At 70.6% G+C, this 18,668-nt stretch carries 12 protein-coding genes and 1 pseudogene; 6 read left to right on the plus strand and 7 right to left on the minus strand.

Annotation, left to right across the window (positions count from 1 at the left end):
• Positions 1-125: 125 nt before the first annotated feature.
• Positions 126-2,840 (minus strand): ATP-binding protein, encoded by a 2,715-nt coding sequence (locus QA802_RS41195; RefSeq protein WP_334531837.1) that lies wholly within the window; start codon positions 2,838-2,840, stop codon positions 126-128.
• A 298-nt stretch (positions 2,841-3,138) separates the two neighbouring features.
• Here QA802_RS41195 and QA802_RS41205 point away from each other — a divergent pair.
• Positions 3,139-4,339, plus strand: a pseudogene (locus tag QA802_RS41205) (DUF2510 domain-containing protein).
• Between the two features lie 192 nt (positions 4,340-4,531).
• Here the strand turns inward: QA802_RS41205 and QA802_RS41210 are convergent.
• Positions 4,532-5,206 carry a TetR/AcrR family transcriptional regulator gene (locus QA802_RS41210; protein ID WP_334531831.1) on the minus strand — a complete coding sequence of 225 codons (675 nt, stop codon included), beginning with the start codon at positions 5,204-5,206 and terminating at the stop codon, positions 4,532-4,534.
• Between the two features lie 339 nt (positions 5,207-5,545).
• Here QA802_RS41210 and QA802_RS41215 point away from each other — a divergent pair, with 339 nt between their 5' ends.
• Positions 5,546-6,403 carry a phosphatase PAP2 family protein gene (locus QA802_RS41215; protein WP_334531828.1) on the plus strand — a complete coding sequence of 286 codons (858 nt, stop codon included), beginning with the start codon at positions 5,546-5,548 and terminating at the stop codon, positions 6,401-6,403.
• Positions 6,400-7,395: a DMT family protein gene (locus QA802_RS41220; protein WP_334531826.1), complete on the plus strand. Its 996-nt coding sequence runs from the start codon at positions 6,400-6,402 to the stop codon at positions 7,393-7,395. The genes QA802_RS41215 and QA802_RS41220 overlap by 4 nt, the downstream gene beginning before the upstream one ends.
• A gap of 84 nt (positions 7,396-7,479) precedes the next feature.
• Here the strand turns inward: QA802_RS41220 and QA802_RS41225 are convergent, their stop codons facing one another.
• The gene (locus QA802_RS41225) at positions 7,480-8,298 is read right to left on the minus strand and encodes an LURP-one-related family protein (RefSeq protein ID WP_334531824.1); all 819 of its coding nucleotides are present in this window, start codon (positions 8,296-8,298) and stop codon (positions 7,480-7,482) included.
• A 711-nt stretch (positions 8,299-9,009) separates the two neighbouring features.
• Here QA802_RS41225 and rhaS point away from each other — a divergent pair.
• Positions 9,010-10,110 (plus strand): rhamnose ABC transporter substrate-binding protein, encoded by a 1,101-nt coding sequence (gene rhaS / locus QA802_RS41230; protein ID WP_443042226.1) that lies wholly within the window; start codon positions 9,010-9,012, stop codon positions 10,108-10,110.
• A gap of 206 nt (positions 10,111-10,316) precedes the next feature.
• Here the strand turns inward: rhaS and QA802_RS41235 are convergent, their stop codons facing one another.
• From QA802_RS41235 to QA802_RS41250, 4 genes are read right to left on the minus strand one after another with little or no spacing between them, the layout of a single operon-like run.
• Positions 10,317-12,353, minus strand: a complete 2,037-nt coding sequence (locus tag QA802_RS41235; protein ID WP_334531818.1) for a beta-galactosidase — start codon at positions 12,351-12,353, stop codon at positions 10,317-10,319.
• A gap of 45 nt (positions 12,354-12,398) precedes the next feature.
• Positions 12,399-13,286 carry a carbohydrate ABC transporter permease gene (locus QA802_RS41240; RefSeq protein ID WP_334531815.1) on the minus strand — a complete coding sequence of 296 codons (888 nt, stop codon included), beginning with the start codon at positions 13,284-13,286 and terminating at the stop codon, positions 12,399-12,401.
• On the minus strand, positions 13,283-14,305 hold the full coding sequence (locus QA802_RS41245) for a carbohydrate ABC transporter permease (RefSeq protein ID WP_334531812.1): 1,023 nt from the start codon (positions 14,303-14,305) through the stop codon (positions 13,283-13,285). The genes QA802_RS41240 and QA802_RS41245 overlap by 4 nt, the downstream gene beginning before the upstream one ends.
• The gene (locus QA802_RS41250) at positions 14,302-15,585 is read right to left on the minus strand and encodes an ABC transporter substrate-binding protein (protein WP_334531810.1); all 1,284 of its coding nucleotides are present in this window, start codon (positions 15,583-15,585) and stop codon (positions 14,302-14,304) included. Before QA802_RS41250 ends, QA802_RS41245 begins: the two co-directional genes overlap by 4 nt.
• A gap of 537 nt (positions 15,586-16,122) precedes the next feature.
• On the opposite strand from QA802_RS41250, the gene QA802_RS41255 reads away from it, so the two are divergent.
• Both QA802_RS41255 and QA802_RS41260 read left to right on the plus strand, forming a co-directional pair.
• On the plus strand, positions 16,123-17,187 hold the full coding sequence (locus QA802_RS41255) for a LacI family DNA-binding transcriptional regulator (protein ID WP_334531807.1): 1,065 nt from the start codon (positions 16,123-16,125) through the stop codon (positions 17,185-17,187).
• A 414-nt stretch (positions 17,188-17,601) separates the two neighbouring features.
• Positions 17,602-18,668, plus strand: a 1,067-nt coding sequence (locus tag QA802_RS41260) for a sialidase family protein (protein WP_334535291.1), incomplete at its 3' end; no start/stop codon positions are given.

Genomic DNA, 18,668 nt, shown 5'->3' on the forward strand with positions numbered 1-18,668 from the left:
CACTCACTGCACTCACTGCACTGAGACGGTCCGAACCCACCGGACCCCACCGCACCACACCGCAACGGTCCGAACTCACGCACCGCACCGCACCGCACCGGCCGCCGCCTCCGGTCCCGCCGCCCCTACCTCCTGGTCTGGCCCGGGACCAGGCCGACCTGTGCGGCGCCGAGGCCCCGCAGGGCTTGCTTCGCCTGCTCCACCAGGCCGTCCGCGCCGCAGGAGCGGGCCAGCGTCAGGCCCCGGCCGAGTTCGGCGACCGAGCGGGAGAGAATGCCGTACTCGACCCGCGCGGCCGCGTGTTCGTACTGGCAGGGCGACAGTTCCAGGTAGGTGACGGCCTGCTGGGCGAGCCGTACGGCACGCTGCCCCGTCTCCAGGGCTGCGGCGCAGCGCAGGGCCTCGCCGATGGCGGTGTCGGTGCCGAAGCGCTCGGCCTGACGGCGGGCCTCGGCGGCGAGCCGGCTCGCCCGTGCCGGATCCTCGACGGCGAGGGCCCGGGCCAGGTCGACGGCCCAGGGTCCCATCACCGGGTTGAGGTGGCCGCGGGCCGCCGCCGCCTTTTCGGCCTCCTCCAGCTCGTTGACGCCCTCCTGGACCCGGCCCACGGCCAGCAGCAGCCGGCCGCGCACCGACCGGGGGTCGGGCAGCACGATCGTCGACGGGTAGGGCGGGGCGAAGCCGTACTGTTCGGCCACTTCCCAGGCCCGGTCGGCGTGGCCGCGCGCCAGCAGGGTGTCGACCAGGTTGCAGATCGCCGACCAGTACAGGGGCAGCCCGCGGCCGACGCGTTCGGCCAGGCGCAGGGACTCCCTGAGGGATTCCTCCGCCTCCTTCAGACGCCCCCTGCGGCGCAGCCCGAGGCCGAGGTAGGCGTGGGCCAGGGCGAGGTGGCCGCCGCTCCAGCCGGCCGACACATAGGCGCGCAAAGCCTCGTTGAAGAGAGCGTCGGCGCGGTCGAGCCGGTCGGTGTAGGCGTATGAGCTGGCCAGCATCATCAGCAGCTCGATGCCCCACTCCTGGTCGGTCCAGCCGAGCCCGGGGGCGAGGCGGCCGTTGACGAGGGCGCGGTCGCAGAACTCGACGACCTCCTCGGCGTTCTCGCCGTGGGTCATCAGGTCGAACCCGCGCAGGATGAGCAGGGCGCGTTCGGAGTTGTCACGGCCGGTGCAGGTCGCCGCGAGGGAGGCGAGCTTCTCGGAGCGGCGGGCGGAGGTCGGGTCACCGGCGTGCACGCCCTCCCACATGAACTGGACGGCCTGCAGCCGCAGCCGCGCGGGGCCGGGTGCGTGCCGGGCGGCCTCCGCCTCGACCGTGCGGACGGCCTCCTCCAGCTGGTCGTTGTGCAGCAGCGCCTGGGAGAGGCGGTAGACGGCGTCGACCCGCTCGTCGCCGTCGAGGCCGGGCAGACACAGGGCTTTGCGCAGGTGCTCGATGGTCCTGGCCGGTGCGGTGAGGAGGGTGGCGCAGCCCAGTTCGTACAGCACGCGCGCGTGGACGTCGGGCACGGGCGGTTCCCGCAGGGCCCGTTCCAGGCAGCGGCGGGCCGCGTCGGGGGCGCCGACGGCGAGGTGTTCCCGGGCGGCCTCGCGCAGTTGCTCGACGAGTTCCTCGTCGCCCTCCGCGTGCACCTTGAGCAGATGGCGGGAGGCGGCCGCGAGGCCCTTCCCGGCGTCGGCGACGACCTGGGCGGCGATGCCGTGCATCGCGGTGCGCAGGCCGCCGGGGATGGACTCGTAGACGGCGGAGGCGATCAGCGGGTGGACGAACTCCAGGTCGCCGTCCTCGGCCGGGGCGGCGGCGGGGTCGGGCTCGGTGAGGATACGGGCGTTGCGCAGCAGCTCGGCGCAGCGCGCCGCGTCGTCACGGCCGAGGCCGGCGAGCCGGGCCGCCTGGGCGACGGAGATGTCGGCGCCGAGGATCGCGGCCGCCATCGCGAACTTGGTGGCGTCGACGCCGAGTTTCTCCAGTCGGTCGACGAGTCCGCCGCCGCGGGCCGCCCGGTTCAGGGCGCGCAGCTCGGTGGCCGAGGACTCGCTCGGCGTCAACTCGCGGTCGCGCACCTTGGCGAGGAGTTCGACGGTCTCGTACGGGTTGCCGTCGGTGACCGCCCACACTTCGCGGCAGAAGGAGCCCTCGGCGTGTTCGCCGAGGGTGGCCCGGGTCAGGCCGGCGACCGCGGCCGGGGTCAGGGCGCTGAGGCTGGCGACGGCGCGGCCCGCGGCCTCGCCGACGGCGTCGAGGTGCCGGGCGGCGTCGCCCCTCACCTCGCCGGGCCTGCGGGCCACGACGACGAGGACCGGCAGTTCGTCGAGGCGTTCCACGAAGGCGGCCAGCCAGCGCAGTGACTCCTGGTCGGCCCAGTGCGCGTCGTCGACGAGCAGGACGAGCGGGTAGTCCCCCCGGGCGAGCCGGGTGACGGCGGCCACGAGACCGTCGCACACGCCCTGCGGGTCGGCGTGGCCCTCGCCGGGTTCGACGATGCCGAGGGCGGGACCGGCGATGTCGAACCAGTCGCCGAGGTACTCGCGGGCCTCCTCCGGGTGAAGGGACATCAGCGCGGGCTGCAGCAGTTGCCGCACCATGTTGAAGGGGACGGACCTCAGTGTCTCGCCGCCGCGGGCCGACCAGACCGCGCAGCCGCGGGCCTCGGCGATGCGACGTGTCTCGGCCAGCAGGGCGGTCTTGCCGAATCCGGCCTCGCCGCTGAGCACCAGCAGGTGACCCGTGGAGGACCGGTCGGCGCAGAGCGTCTCCACCGCCTGTGCGATGGCGGCGACCTCCGCGTCGCGCTCCCACAGGGAAGCCGAGGCGGCCGCCGCCGGCCTGACCTCCGTCATCCCGCTACCTCCCCAAGTCGCCCGAACGACGTACCGACGTCGAGCGTAACTCTCCGAGGGCGCGCGCGGAGGGTGGTCCGCGCAGGTCCCGCCTCGACGGGTGACGGGTCGCGGCGCTGAAGGGCCCGGCGGGCCTGCGGAGGTGCTCCCGTGACGTCAACAGGGAGTGACACGCACCGAATTGACGTCGAATTCGCGCCACGCCGAGGGCGCTCGGCCGGCCGGGCGCCGGGGTCCGGTTCCGACGGAGTGCGCTCCCTCTCATCCGGATCTCACCGACGCCTCTTACGGTGGGGGTATGACGCAGGTGACTCCTCCCGGGTGGTATCCCGACCCGGGCAGACGAATGACGGTCCCGCCACCGAGCGCTGGTGGGACGGCAAGGCATGGACGGACCAGACCCGCGCCGCGGGCTCGGCCGCCGCTTGGGGTCCGCCGGCGCAGACCGCGGCCGACGGCACGCCCGCGGCACATCCCGACGGCGCGCCCGCGGACCGCCCCGGCGGCGCGGGTCAACCGGTGCCCCCGCGGGCGCGGGACAGCGGGGGCACCCCGTGGGCCCGGCGTACCCGGGGGGTCCGGCGTATCCCGGGGGGCCCGCGTACCCGGGCGGCCCGGCGTACCCCGGAGGGCCCGCGTACCCGGGCGGCCCCGGGTATCCCGGGTATCCAGGAGAATCCGGCCATGCGGGCCACCCGGGGTATCCCGCCGCGCCCGCGCCCGGCCGGCGGCGCGGGCTGCGCACGGGCATAGCCGTGGCGGCCGCCGTCGCCGTCCTCGCCAGCATCGGGGTCGGCGTGTGGGCCCTCGCCAAGGACGACGGCTCGGGCGGCGGCGGTGGCACGGCCCAGGGACCGGGCGGGCAGGGCGGCCCGGGCGGACAGGACGGCGGCGGATCAGGCGGGTCGAGCGGGTCGGGCGGGTCGGGCGGGTCGTCGCCCTCGCCCGGGGGCTCCGAGCCGCCGACGATCAAGAGCGGTTCGGTGACCGACGCGCTCAACGGGATCAGCATCCCGATCCCGAAGGGCTGGGCGGGCCAGGAGCTCAGGGTGGGCGTCCAGGTCATCTCCGACGCCTCCTACAAGTGCCCGGGCGACACCACCAAGACCTGCACCAAGGGAGGTGTGTACTCGTCGCCCGCCGAGGTGCTGGGGAGCAAGGGCGACACGGCCGAGGAGGTCGCGAAGGCGGACATCGCGGCCAACGCCGAGCAGTCGTACGGCGGTACGACGTACGGCGCGATCACGTCGCACCAGGTGCTTGCCTCGAAGACGGTGACGGTGGCCGGGCAGAAGGGTTATCTGGTGCGCTGGAAGGCGGTGACGAGCAAGGGCGCGGACGGCTATGTCGAGTCGCTGGCGTTCCCGGCGCCGGCGGACGCCAAGCGGTTCGTGGTGCTCCGCTTCGGTCTCGACACCGATCAGGACGTGTCGGTCATCGACACGATCACCAAGAGCGTCAAGGTGTCGACGGGCGGCGGCAGCGGACAGGACGTCTGAGCGCCGGACCCGCCCCGCGGGACACGCCGGGCGGGACACGCCGGGCGGGACACGGCCGGCCGGGCGGGGACGCCCCTGCGTTCAGGGACGTCCCCGCCCGGCCGGGTGCGCGCCGCCCCCGTCCCCACGGTGCGGCGCGATACAGGTCGCCGTCCGGTCATCCCGTGGACGGCGGCCTGGGTCCGTTCGGTCTCAGGCCGGCCTCGGAGCGGCCCCGGCCGCTCCCCCGGCAGACAGGTCGCCGCCGGGGCGGGGGACGAGGCCGAGGGCCGGCAGCACGGCGGCCTCCACGAAACGCAGCAGGTACTCCTCGTCCGCGTACTCCCCGTCGACGACCGGACGGGCGCGGATCACCCCGAACACCTGCGCGGGGACGTACTCCAGCGCCGGATGGCCGTCGGCGATCTCGCCGCGTTCCACCCCGCGCCGCAGGATCTGCCGGAGCGCGTCGATCTCCGGGGCCACGATCGCCTCCCGCAGCGCACGGGCGAGTTCCTGGTCGCCGGTGACCGCGTGACCGAGGGCCTGCATCAGCGTGGTGTCGTGGGTGGACCAGCGGCCGGCGGCCCGCGCGGCCTCGCGCAGGTCCCCGGCGAGCGAGCCGGTGTCGATGCCGGTCAGCCGGGCCTGGCGGCGGGAGCGCAGTGCGGCGACGACGAACTGCGGCTTGGTCTTCCACTGCCGGTAGAGCGTGGACTTGCTGCAGCGGGCGCTCGCCGCGACGCCCTCCATGGTGACGGCTTCGTAACCGCATTCACGGACCTGGTCGAGGACGGCGTCGAAGAACTCCTGCTCCCGCTCGGGCGTGATCTTCGAACGGCGCGTGGCGGCGGCCGACTCCGGTCCGTCCGCGGCCTGCGACGTCATCTGCTCTCCCCCTCGCTTCTCTTCCGCTCGCTTCTCTTCCGCTCGGACGCCTGCCCCGCGGCGGTGCGGGCCCCGGATCGGGCCCGGCCTCCAGTGTGGCGCACATCAATCGATACGCCAGTGTACCGGTACGGATTCGTTTCGGTACACTGGCGTATCGGAACGACATCGTATCGATGGTGCATATACGCGAGCGACCGCCCGACGGCACCACCTGCGCCACCTGCGCCACCTGCGCCACCTGCGCTACCTGCACTACCTGCGAGATCTGCACTTCGTGCACCACCTGTACTACCTGCACCACCTCACACGCACCACCGTCAGCGAAGGGGCCGGGGGATGAATGCCCGCACCGAGCCTGCAGAAGCGGAGCCGGCCACACCGGCGAGGCCGCCCGTAGTCCGTGAGCTCCTGCTCGTCGCAGGTCTCTTCGCCGTCTACAAACTCGGCCGGCAACTGGCCGCGGGTCACACCGGCGAGGCCTTCCGCGACGCCCGGGACGTGTGGCACGCCGAGCGGTGGCTGCACCTGCCCGGCGAGGGCACCGTGCAGTCCCTGCTGCTGCACGGCGACGGCCTGGCCGAAGCCGCCAACGCCTACTACGCGACCGTGCACTTCCCGGCCACCCTGGCCTTCCTGGTCTGGCTGTACCTGCGGCGCCCGGCGCACTACACGTGGTCGCGGCGGGTACTGGCCGCGGTGACCGCCGCCGCCCTGCTGCTGCATCTGGCGTTCCCGCTCGCCCCGCCGCGCATGCTGGCGGCGACGGGCCTGGTGGACACCGCGCGCGTGTACGGACCGTCCGTCTACGGCCCGCCGCAGACGGATCACCTGTCGAACCAGTTCGCGGCGATGCCCTCGCTGCACTTCGGCTGGGCGCTGATGGTGGCGATCGGCCTGATCGTCGCCACCCGGTCACGGTGGCGGTGGCTGTGGCTGCTGCACCCGCTGCTCACCCTGCTGGTGATCGTGGGCACGGCGAACCACTACTGGCTCGACGCGATCGCCGCGGCCGCCCTACTGGGTGTGGCGCTCGCCCTGGTTCCGCCGCCCCGTCGCGCGGCGGGCGCAGCGGGCACCGGGGGCTCTGCCGGCGCTGCGGGCACGGCCTCAGCGGCCGCCGAAGCCGGACGCGACGCGCGCGCCCTCGTCCTCGTCCCGGCCGAGCGGCCGGCACCGGTCGGAGCGGGCCGATGAACGCCGCCCTGGTCGCCGTCGTCCTCTCCCTGTTCTCGGCCGTCGCGTACGCGGCCGCCGCGGTCGCCCAGGAACGGCTCGCCTCCCGGCACCCCGGCTCCGGCCTGGCCCGCCTGCTCGGCAACGGGGCCTGGTGGTGCTCGGTGGGACTGAACGCCGGCGCCGCGCTGCTGCACGTCGTGGCCCTGAAGTACGGCCCGCTCACCGTGGTGCAGCCGCTCGGCGCGCTCACCCTGGTGGCGGCGGTGCCGATGGGCGCCCGGGTCGCGGGACGCCGGGTGAGCGCCGCCGAGTGGCGGGGCACCGCCCTCACCCTGGCCGGCCTGGCCGCGATCCTGGTCACAGCCTCGGGGTCGGCCCCGGAAGACGTCCTGAGCGGCCCCGAGGCGGTGGCCGTGGCAGGGGCCACCGCCGCGCTGATCGGGCTGCTGGCCCGGCGCGGCGCCCGTCCGGGGCTGCGGCACGCGACGGCGTCCGGCTTCGCCTCGGGCGTCGCCTCGGCCCTCACCCAGACCGTGACGGTGGCCGCGACGGACCGCTCGGGCGCGCTTGCGAGCATGCAGGTGGTCGGAGTGGCGCTGCTGGTCGCGGCCTTCGCGACGGGCGGACTGCTGCTGTCGCAGACGGCCTACCGCGGCGGCCTCGGCGCCCCGCTGGCGATGGTGACGCTGGCCAACCCGGTGGCCGCCGCGGCGATCGGCCTCGCACTCCTCGGCGAACGGCTCCAGGGCGGGCTCGCGGGACTGCTCCTCGCCCTCGCGGGAGCCGGGCTCGCGGGACGGGGCGTGGTACTGCTGTCACACGCCGCGCCACAACCGGCGTCCGTCACCGAGTCTGCCGCTGAGTCCGTCACAAAGTCCGTCACGGAGTCCGTAACGGACGAGGAACACCCGGTGGCGGCGGTGCTGGCGCTGAGTCCGGAGACTGCGTCCGCCGAACCGGCGCTGCTCCCCTGGCCCACGACCGGCCCGGAACACCTCACCCCGCTGTGACGCGCGGCCGGGTGGCACCTTCCGGGAACGTGCCACCCGTGCGCGGAGGATGCGAGCCGCGACCGCGCGCGTCCGCGGAGACGGTCAGCCCAGACCGCGGGCGTCCTGCTTGAGCGCGGTGTCCACGGTCAGGGCCGTCGCGACGACGAGGCTCAGCAGCGGCTCGGGCAGCTGGTAGTGGATCTGCAGGACGTAGTTGTCCGCGGTGGTGAACATCGTCTTGGCGAGGCCTTCCCAGGTCTTGGTGATCCGGGCGACCTCGTTTTCCGCGTGGTCGACGATCGCGAAGTTCCACGCCCGCCAGTTCTCCGCCTTGATGGCGCCGACCTGCCGGCCGTCCGCGTTGATCGCGAAGTTGATCTTCCCGAAGACGTTCTGCTGGACGATCTCGCCGACCGGCTGCCCGTCGGGACGGGTCACCAGCACCCGCGACTTGAAGATCTTCGCCGGGCGGGTCAGCAGCAGCACCGGCTGGCCGTGCGCGTCACGGATCTCCAGCCGCTGCGTCAGGTACTGGTCGATGCTCGCGACGAAACGCAGGATCTTGCGCAGAGCGCTCTGGCCGACCTGGACGACCGAGCCGAGCTGGTTGCCCTGCTGGTCCATCACCTTGTACTCGTTGGTGAGTTCGATCAGCTTCGCCTTCTGGTTCACCACCAGCACGGGCTCGCTGAACATGGAGCCGCCGCCGGGACCGCTCGGCGCTACCCCGGCCTGCTGCTGCACCTGGCGCTGGACCCGGGCGTCGGGCCCCGCCTGCTGCGGTATCTGCGGGGCGGGCCCGCCCTTGCCCTCGGCGTGGGTCTGCTCGGTCCACTGGGCGCCGTCCCAGTAGCGCAGGGTCTGGGCCGCTCCGTGCGGATCGGGATACCAGCCTGCAGGCGTGTTCGAATGCGTGTTCACCGGGGCACACTACCCCGCGCCAACCGGGACCCGACCAGCCCCCACGATCCGGCAGTCCTCGCGCATTCACCGCGACCACCGGCCCGCGCACTCACCGCCGAATGCGAGACAGAAGGAAGCGCATGCACGGCGGCAGCAGGGGGCACTCCGGCTGGATTGAATCGATTCATATGGCAGCATTCGGCCCGAATTTGACGGAAAATTCAGACAGTACAGGTGGTTGACGGTCTAAGAGGAGGCCTTTAAGGTCCCGATTTATGCACGTTGAAAGCATTCAATCGGTCGGGGCGGGCAGGCCTGGGCCGGTGGGAACGAGCCGTCCCGGCACTCCGTCAGACCGCGAGCCCTTCCGTGTCGCCCCCGCTCAGCGACCGGGCATGTCCGGCTGCATCGGCAACCTGGGCTAGCACCCACGGAGTCTGCGCCTCGCCCGTCCGAGGCCAGTGCCGCCCAGGGCTGGAGACCGCGTCGAGCGAGCGCCTTTCTGCCTCGCCGTGAGTCGAGCCGGGGAGAGCCGACCCATCGGCTCTGCGTGCCGGCATCGAAGGTCTCAACGCCCCGAGCTCCTCAGCTCTTGAGGAGTCACCCCTTGATCCAAACCCTCCCAGGTGTCAAGCCAGGAGTCTCGTTCCTGATGCCCGCAGCCGCCAGGAATGCCGGGGAGGCTGCTCGTGCGGCACCACTTCCCCGAACCGAGGAAAGAGAAGTGTTTTGAACAACCCCATGACGCGCCGTACCGTATCGGCGCTGGCCGCCATTGTCCCGCTCACGCTTCTCACCGGCCTTCTCACCACGGCGTGCGGAAGCGAGAACAAAGATCCCAAGAGCGCCGTGCCGACAAACCCCACTACCGCAAGGAGAGGTTATCCACTGGATCCCGTAAAGAAGGGGATGACGATCGCCTTCGTACCGAAGCAGCTGGGAGGGAATCTCTATTTTGCGGCTGCAGGCGACGGTGGCAGAGCAGTCGTCGAGAAGCTCAGCTCGACATACAAGGAGGTCGGCACTTCTGAGAGTACCGACATTGAGGGGCAGGTGAAATACATCAAGCAACTCACCGACGAGGGAGTTGATGCCATAGTTGTCTCCGCGCAGGACCCTGATTCTCTTTGCGGCGCGCTCAAGCGCGCGATGGACAAGGGCATCCCGGTGGTCACGTACGACTCCGACACGCGGCCCGAGTGTCGGAACGCCTTCGTCTCGCCTGCCGACCCGGATCAGTTGACCTTTCCGCTGGTCCTGTCGCTGGCGCAGCAGATCGACTACAAGGGAGACATAGCGATTCTCAGCGCTTCCAAGAGTGCGACGAACCAGAACAACTGGATCGAGTTCATGAAGGAAGACCTCGACACCGACCCGCGTTACTCAGACATCAAACTGGTCACCGTCGCCTACGGCGACGACAATGCCGATAAGTCCTATCGGCTCACCGGGAGTCTCCTCAAGGAGTATCCGAAGCTCAAGGCGATCATCGCTCCGACGTCTGTCGGCATCAGCGCTGCCGCTCAGTACCTGTCACAATCGCCCCGCAAGGGCAAGGTCAAGCTGACAGGTATGGGAACACCCAACAGCATGCGGGAATACGTCGAGGACGGTACTGTCGAAAGTTTTGAGCTCTGGGATCCCACCGAACTCGGTAAACTCGCGGCGTGGACTGCGGAGTCCCTTGCCTCGGGCCAGATCACAGGGCGGGAAGGGCAAGGGTTCAGGGCCATGAACGGACAGCTCTTCGTGCTCGGAAAAAATGGCGTTGTCAACCTGGGCGATCCGATCGCATTCACCAGCAAAAACATCAACAAATACAATTTCTAGCTCTTTTCTAGCCTCGATCTTCCTTGACGGCCCGCCGACGGCGTCGGCGGACCGCCTTGTCGCGGGTGGCGGAGGCCGGGCAGTCGCGGGCCTTGCTCATGAGCACCGCGGTCGTGGGGGCGCCGAGTTCGAGCCCCTTCGCCAACTCGCCGGAGGCGTTCGCTCGATCCGCTACCGCGACCCGGGGAAGAGCAACCCCGGCTACCTCACCCGCCACTCGGTTCGGTCATCGGTTCGCGGACGACGGCGACGCCTCCTTCGGGGACGGTGACGGAGCCCACGACCGGTTTGCCGGTGAGGAGTTCGATCCCTTCGGCGGGGATCTCGGCGCCGTGGCCGGCGTGGTCGATCAGGAAGAGGTAGTCGGCGTCCGCGCCCCGCCGCCTCACCGCCTCGACGCCGGCCGGCACGCCGTGCTCTGGGCGCACTCCGGCCTCCTCAACGATGCGCTCCAGGACGGCGGCCAGGGTGGCGGGGTCGGGGTGGGTGGCGAGGTACCAGGCGGTGCCGCTGCCGTACGCGTGGCGGGTGATGGCCGGGACGCCCGCCAGCGGTCCGTCCGCGTACGTGGCGACGGCCTCCGCCCCGGCGAGCCGGAGGCGTTCGGTCCACAGGTCGGCGGTCGCGTCCCGCGGGACCTGTCCGGTCAGGCCGACCTGGACGCCGGGCAGCAGGGGGAACAACTCGTCGCCGCGCACTCCGAGGAGTTCCCGGAAGGCGCCCGGGTAACCACCCAGGCGTGCGTGGCAGTTCTCGTCCACCGCACCGCTGTGGAAGCCCACGGCGAGGGTGCCGCCGTGCTCGACGAACGCCGCCAGGTTGGTCGCTCCCGCTTCGTCGACCAGGTACAGACTGGGGGCGAGTACGAGCCGGTAGCGGTCGAGGTCGGGGCTGTCGGGACGTACGAAGTCGACCGCCACGCCGGCCCTCCACAGCGGGGTGTACCAGTCCCTCACCAGGTCCTGGAAGCGGAGTTCACCGCTGGGCTGGGAGGGCAGTTCCACGGCCCAGCGGGCGTTCCAGTCCCAGACGACGGCGACCCGGGCGGGGCTGGTGCTGCCGCGGACTTCGGCGAGGGCGCGCAGATCGGCTCCGAGCTGGACGACGTCCTGCCAGATCCGGCTGTCGGTGCCCGCGTGGGGCAGCATCGCCGAGTGCCACTGCTCGGCCCCCGCCTTCGCGGCGCGCCACTGGAAGTAGGCGATGCCGTCGGCGCCGTGCGCGACGTGGGCGAGCGCGTTGCGGCGCATCTCGCCGGGGTTCTTGGCCCGGTTGACGGGCTGCCAGTTGATGGCTCCGGTGGAGTGTTCCATGAGCAGCCAGGGCTGTCCGCCGGCCAGGGAGCGGACCAGGTCGCCGCAGAGAGCGACGTCGGTCTCCGACTCCGGGTCGGTGGAGAGCAGGTAGTGGTCGTTGGAGACGATGTCCAGCTCGGGGGCCCAGCGCCAGTAGTCCATGGCGTCGAAGTTGTGCATCACCATGAAGTTGGTGGTGGCGGGGATGTCCGGGGCGGCGCGGCGGAGCACGTCGCGCTCGGCGGTGAACAGCGAGAGCAGTTCGTCCGAGCAGAAGCGGCGCCAGTCCAGCCGGTGCGCGGGGTTGGGGTCGGCGCCGGTGGCGCGGGGCGGGATGATCTCCTCCCAGTCGTAGTACCACTGGCTCCAGAAGGCGGTGCCCCAGGCGTCGTTGAGCGCGTTCAGGTCGTTGCCGTACTTCGCCTTCAGCCAGGGACGGAAGGCGGCGGCGCTGGTGTCGCAGAAGCATTCGGCGTTGTGGCAGCCGTACTCGTTGTGGACGTGCCACATCGTCACGGCCGGGTGGTCGGCGTAGCGCTCGGCGAGGGCGCCCGCGATGCGCAGCGCCGCGGTGCGGTAGGCGGGGCTGGACGGGCAGAACGTCTGGCGGCTGCCGTACGACAGCGTGCGCCCGTCGCGGTCCACCGGCAGCGCCTCGGGGTGGGCGCGGAAGAACCAGGCGGGCGGGGCGGCTGTGGGGGTGGCGAGGTCGGCGGCGATGCCGTTCTCGTGGAGCAGATCCAGGATCTTGTCCATGCGGGAGAAGTCGTAGACGCCTTCGGACGGCTCGAGCAGGGCCCAGGAGAAGATGCCGACGCTGACCATGGTGACCCCGGCCTCGCGCATCAGGGCCATGTCCTGGGCCCACACCTCCTCGGGCCACTGCTCGGGGTTGTAGTCACCGCCGTAGGCGATGCCGGGAATGCGAAGACGGCGTGCGGTGCTCACTGGTGGTGCTCCGGGAGATAGCAGAGACAGGTGACGTGAGGGGGGTCAGCCCTTGTTGGCGCCCAGGGTGAGGCCGCTGACGAACTGCCGCTGGAGCACGAAGTACACGATCAGGGTGGGGATCGCGGTGAGCAGGGCGCCGGCAGCGACGAGGTTGGGGTCGGTGAAGTACTGGCCGGAGAGGTTGTTCAGCGCCGAGGTGATCGGCATGTTCTCGCCGGTGGAGATCAGGACGAGGGCCCAGAAGAAGTCGTTGTAGATCCAGATGGACAGCAACGTGGCCAGGGCCGCCATCGCGGGCTTGCACAGGGGCAGCACGATCTGCCAGTACAGGCGCCACACGGAGGCCCCGTCGACGAGGGCGGCCTCGGTCAGCTCGTGCGGCAGCGAGCGCATGTAGTTGGCCAGCACGAAGGCGCAGAAGCCGGACTGGAACGCCACGTGGATCAGCACCAGGCCCAGCGCCGAGTCGTACAGCTTGCCGCTCATGGTGATGCCGGGCAGGTCGATCAGCAGGTACAGGCGGTACAGCGGGGTGATGATGACCTGCTGCGGGAGCAGGTTGCCGGCCGTGAACACGAGCAGCAGGAACAGGTTGACCCGAAAGTCGAAGCGGCTGACGTAGAAGGCGACCATCGACGACAGGAACAGCGTCAGCAGCACCGCCGGGACCGCGATGAGCAGCGTGTTCCCGAAGTAGTGCAGCATGTCCGACTGCTCGAACGCGTTCGTGAAGTTGTCGAGGCTCAGTTCGTCGGGCCAGGAGACGTAGCCCTTGGCGCTGGTCTCGGCGTACGGCCGCATCGCCGCGTACATCGCCCACAACAGGGGCGCGAGCCAGGCCAGGGCGCATCCGGCGAGGAAGACGTGCAGCAGGATCCGGGCTGGGCGGACGGGGGTGCGCTGCTTTGCGAGCGCGCTCACGGTGCTCATGCGCGCCGCTCCTTCCGGAAGGTCGCGATCAGGTACGGGATGATGACCGCGAGAGAGATGACCAGCAGGACGACGGCGATCGCGGAGCCGTAACCGATGCGGCTGGACTCGCCGATGATGTTGTTGGTCACCAGGATCGACAGCAGTTCCGTCCCCTCGGCGCCCTTGTTGAAGACGAAGACCAGGTCGAAGGCGCGCAGCGCCTCGATGATCGTCACTACCAGGACGACGGTGTTGGTGGGCCGCAGGGTGGGGAAGATGACGTTCTTGAACGTCTGCCACTCGTTCGCGCCGTCCAGCGAGGACGCCTCCCGCAGGGCCGGATCGACGCCCTTCAGGCCCGCCAGGTAAAGGATCATCATGTAGCCGGTATGGCGCCACGACGCGGCGATGAGGACGGACCACAGGTTGAGGTCCGGGTCGCCGATCCAGTCGATGTAGTGGCCGGGCTTGTTGGCGCCGATCAGGCTGTTGATCAGGCCGGTGTCCGGGTTGTAGACCAGTTGCCAGACGAACCCGATGACCGCCATCGACAGCACGACGGGCAGGAAGAACGCGGTCTGGTACACCTTGCTGAACCGGATGTTCTTGTCGAGCTGCACGGCCAGGAACAGGCCGAGCGGAGTCGGTATCAGGATGAGCACGACGAACCAGGTCACGTTGTGCTCGACGGCGGGCCAGAACTGCGGGTTGCTGGTGAACAGTTCACGGAAGTTCTGCAGCCCGACCCATTTGATGGCGTCGAAGCCGATGCCGTCCCAGGTGGTGAAGGCAAGCGCGATCGAGGCGAGCGCCGTGAGCCAGACGAGCAGGACGTGCAGAATCGTCGGCACCCCGGCCATCAGGCCGAGCGTGAGGCGGTCCCGTCGGGTGAGCAGCCGTCGGTGACCCAAGGGCGCCCGCAACCGCTCGGCCTGACCGGAGGTCACGTTGTCCGGGTGGCCCGGGGGCGGCACTGCGGCCGTCCCCGGGGTGCTGGTGGCGCCGGTCCCGGTACCGGTCTTCGCTGTGACGGTCATGCGGACGCGAAGATCGTCTTCTTCTGGCGCTCGATCGACGCCAGCAGGCTGTCGACGCCCTTGGGGTCGCGGACGAACTTCTGCAGGGCGGGCTGCATCACCGTGGAGGTGAAGTCCGGCCGGCTGTCGCGGTCCATGAACTGGGTGAGGTGCTTGGCGCCGGCGATCGTCGCGTACGCCTTCTTCTGCAGCGCGGTGTACGAGGAGGTGTCGGCCTTGTTGGACGCCGCGACCAGGCTCGGGTCGGACTTCAGGTAGATCTGCTCGGCCTCCGGGCTGCCCAGGAACTCCAGGAGCTTGAGTGCGCCGGCCTTGTTCTTCGGGGCCTTGGAGAGCATGAAGCCGTCGGTGGGCGCCTCGACGGTGTCCTGGCCGTACGCGGAGTCGATCTCCGGGAAGGCGAAGAAGTCGAGGTCGTCCAGGTCGGCCTTGTTCGTGAACTGCTGTGCCACGAAGCTGCCGAACAGGTACATGCCCGCCTTCTTCGAGATCAGCGTCTGGGCCGCGTCCTGCCAGGTGCGGCCGACGGCGCCCTCCTGGTGGTAAGGGAGGATCTCGGCCCAGTTGTCGAAGGTCTTGCGGACCTTGGCGTCGGTCCAGGACGCCTTGCCGGCCATGAGCTCGACGTGGAAGTCGTAGCCGTTGGTGCGGAAGTTGATCTGGTCGAAGGTGCCGAGCGCGGGCCAGGCGTCCTTGTCGCCGAAGGCGAGCGGGACGAGGCCGTCCTTCTTCATCTGCTTGCACAGGGCGACGAGTTGGTCCCAGGTGGTGGGGACTTCGTAGCCGTGCTGCTGGAAGACGCTCTTGCGGTAGAAGACCCCCCAGATGGACGTGGAGATCGGCACGAAGTAGTACTTGCCGTCCGCGCCCTTGCTGAGCGCCTTCATCGCGTCGGGGAAGTTGCCGCCGATCTTCTGCCACACGTCGTCGACCGGGGAGGCCAGGCCCTTGGCCGCGAAGAACTGCATGCGGTAGCCGGCGAACCAGTTGAACACGTCGTCCGGGGTGCCCTGGAGGTAGGAGTTGATCTGCTCCTGGAACGTGTTGTGGTCCTTGGTGTTCACGTCGACCGTGATCCCGGACTGCTTCGTGAACGCCGCGTAGATCTCCGCGAACGCCTTCTTCGGCACCGCGTCCGACGCGTTCGAACCGAGGCTGACGGTCTTCGGGTCGGCAGCCGTACCGCTGCCGCCGCAGGCACTGAGCAGCGGTATGCCGGTGCCGAGGACGGCTGCGCCACCGATACCGCGCAGGACGGTGCGGCGACTGGCGGCAGGCATGGGCCGACCGAGGGAGGAAGAGTGCATTTCGGCTCCTGAAGAGAGCGACGTGCCCGGGTGGCACGTCGGCCCAAGGGGGTGTGACGGGGGAAGCGGTCGTCCACGCGACCAAGAACTCAACACGATCGAACAAATCCGACCGGCGGCTGCGAGGAAGACTGAACGCTCCGAGGAGTCGCTGTCAAGCCCCTCCGACCTGGACTCAGGGCCGACCGAACATGCCTCCAAGGCGGCCGTCCTATCGTCGGACGGCAGCGAAGCCCTCCTTCCGCGAGCGGTCCTGCAAGTGAGCTTCCGCCTTCTGACCTGCACGTATACCCGCCAGAGGCGACCTTCTCAAGGTGGCTGCGCAACCCGTCGCAGACCAGCCGCCCGCCATCGGATCCGTCGCCGCCCATCGGAATCGATATGGCGGGAGCCCTTGACGAACAGCTGTCGGCTACGTAGACATGACCACGCGGTCAGACCGCGTGATCAGACCGCGTGGTCATACAGTTGACCTCCTTCGATGCAGACGCACAGCCGTCAGGAGACTTCATGGCAGCAGTGGTGGGACAGGGCGAGGGCTCCGCTGTGCCGCGCAGCGCGGACGTGGCCCGCCTGGCCGGGGTGTCGCGCAAGACGGTGTCCCGGGTCCTCAACAACGAGCCGTATGTCTCCGAGGAGGCCCGCACAAAGGTCCTCGCGGCCGCTGAGGAACTCGGCTACCGGCTGAACCAGGCGGCCAGGACCCTGGCCTCCGGGCGCACCGGTTCCATCGGCGTGGTCGCCCTGGGCACCGCCGGGTACGGCACCGCTTCACTGCTCGTACACATCGAGCGGGCCGTGCGCGACGCGGGTTACGCGCTCCGCGTGATCAACACGCCGGACGGAGACCCGGCAGGCATCGCCGGCGCTCTGGAGTCGCTGCTCGAGCAGGGCGTGGACGGCGTCGTCGTCTCCGAACCCATCGTGGAGGGGGACGTCGGCGTCCGGGTCGACGTCCCCGTCCTCTTCCTGGGGGCGCCGCCGGCCTTCACGGCCGCCCGCACCGTGACCGTGGGTGTGGGCGCACACGAGCTGGCGCGGGCGGCCACCGAGCATCTGCTGGATCTGGGGCACCCGACCGTCCATCACCTCGCCGGCCCGCGCCGCTGGTACGCCACCAAGGACCGTATCGAGGGATGGCGGGCGGCACTGGCGGCACGTGGCGCGCACGAACCGCCTCTGCTCAACGGTGACTGGTCGGCCGCCTCCGGGTACGCGGCGGGTCGCGAGCTGGCCTCGGACAGCTCGGTGACCGCGGTGTTCGCGGCGGGTGACGAGATGGCCATCGGCCTGATCCACGGCCTGCGTGAAGCAGGGCGTCGGGTGCCGGACGAGATCAGCGTCGTCGGGTTCGACGGCAACCCGGTCTTCGCCTATGTCTCTCCGCCGCTGACCACCGTGCGCCAGCCCTTCGACGCCGCGGCGCGGGAAGGCATCCGCCTGCTCGTGCACGCCATCGAGAAACCGGACGGGGAACTGCCGCCGGCGAGCGACCCACCGGTCGAACTCGTCGTCCGTGGCTCGACCGCACCGCCGCCGGCCCACAAGGGCCACAGCCGTCTGCGCACCACCTGAGCCCGGAGCCCTGAGCACTGAGCCCAGAGCCCTGAGCCCTGAGCCCTGAGCCCTGAGCACTGGGCACTGGGCCCTGGGCCCTGCACTGAGCACTGAGCCCTTGGCCGACGCGGGATGCCGCCGCACGCACCGCGGCAGCCCGCGCACAACAACCGTCACCCCGCGTCCGTCCCCGCGCACAACGGCCGTCACCCCGCATCTGCCCCAGCGGGCGTCGGCTGTACCGGCGGCACCGCCCGGCCGGTCACCGCAGGCCCGCCGGGAGCCGTCACGCGGATCCCGACCACGCCTTTTGTCGCGCTGTCGTCCCGCCCTCCCGTCGGCCGACCCGCCCCTGAACCCCGCCGCCCCCACCTGATCGTCCTGGGGCGGCGGACCGCAGAAGGAAACCCCGTCCCGCCATCGGAGCCGCACATGTTCCCCGCACAGCCAGGCGCCAGACCCGGCGCCGCCCCGCGTTCCGTCCCCTCCGCTCTCCTGTTCCTGCTGCTGGCCCTGGCCGTCGCGGCAGCGACGCTGGTCCTGCCCGCCGCGGGCAGGGCGGACGCCCTCTCCCGCCCGGCCCAGACGCTCTACACCCCGCCGTCCGACGCGCTCTCCCCCGGGAGCTTCTACCCGCGGGCGATGCGCCTGCAGCACAACGGCTCGGCCAACGGCACCCTTCTCGCCACGTTCGAGCAGTACCGCGTGGACATGCCCGTCTTCCCGATCTACCGCAGCACCGACAACGGCGTCTCCTGGACGAAGCTCTCCGAGGTCGCCGACACCCAGAACGGCTGGGGCATGCGCTGGGAGCCCGAGCTGTTCGAACTCCCCCAGGCCATGGGCGGCTTCCCCGCCGGGACGATCCTCGCCGCCGGCGACTCGGTGCCGTACGACCGGTGGGGCGGCAGCAAGATCGACCTGTACGCCAGCACCGACCGCGGTCAGAGCTGGGACTTCGTCACCAACATCGCCACCGGCGGCCCGGCGTTCTCCACCAACGGCTTCACCCCGGTCTGGGAGCCCTACTTCGTGCTCTCCGGCGACCGGCTCATCGTCTACTACTCCGACCAGCGCGACACCGACCACGGCCAGGAGATCGTGCACCAGGTCTCCACGGACCTGCGCAACTGGGGCCCGGTCGTGGACGACGTGTCGATGCCCACCTACGCGGACCGGCCCGGCATGCCCGTGGTCACCCGGCTGCCCAACGGCAACTACGTGATGAGCTACGAGTACTGCAACGCCCCCGAGGGCAGGTGCTCCGTCTACTACAAGATCTCCGCCGACCCGGAGGACTTCGGCTCCGTCACCGGCCGCGTGCTGAGGTCCACCGACGGCGTCATCCCGAGCGGGGCGCCCTTCATCACCTGGCTGCCCGCAGGCGGCCCGAACGGCACCCTCGTCCTCAGCGGCGAGAGCCAGGACGACCTGTTCGTCAACACGGAGAAACGGGGCCCGCCGCCCCTCCCCCCCCCCCGGCGAACGCCTGGACACCG

The organism is Streptomyces sp. B21-105 (assembly GCF_036898465.1).
Classification (GTDB): Bacteria; Actinomycetota; Actinomycetes; order Streptomycetales; family Streptomycetaceae; genus Streptomyces.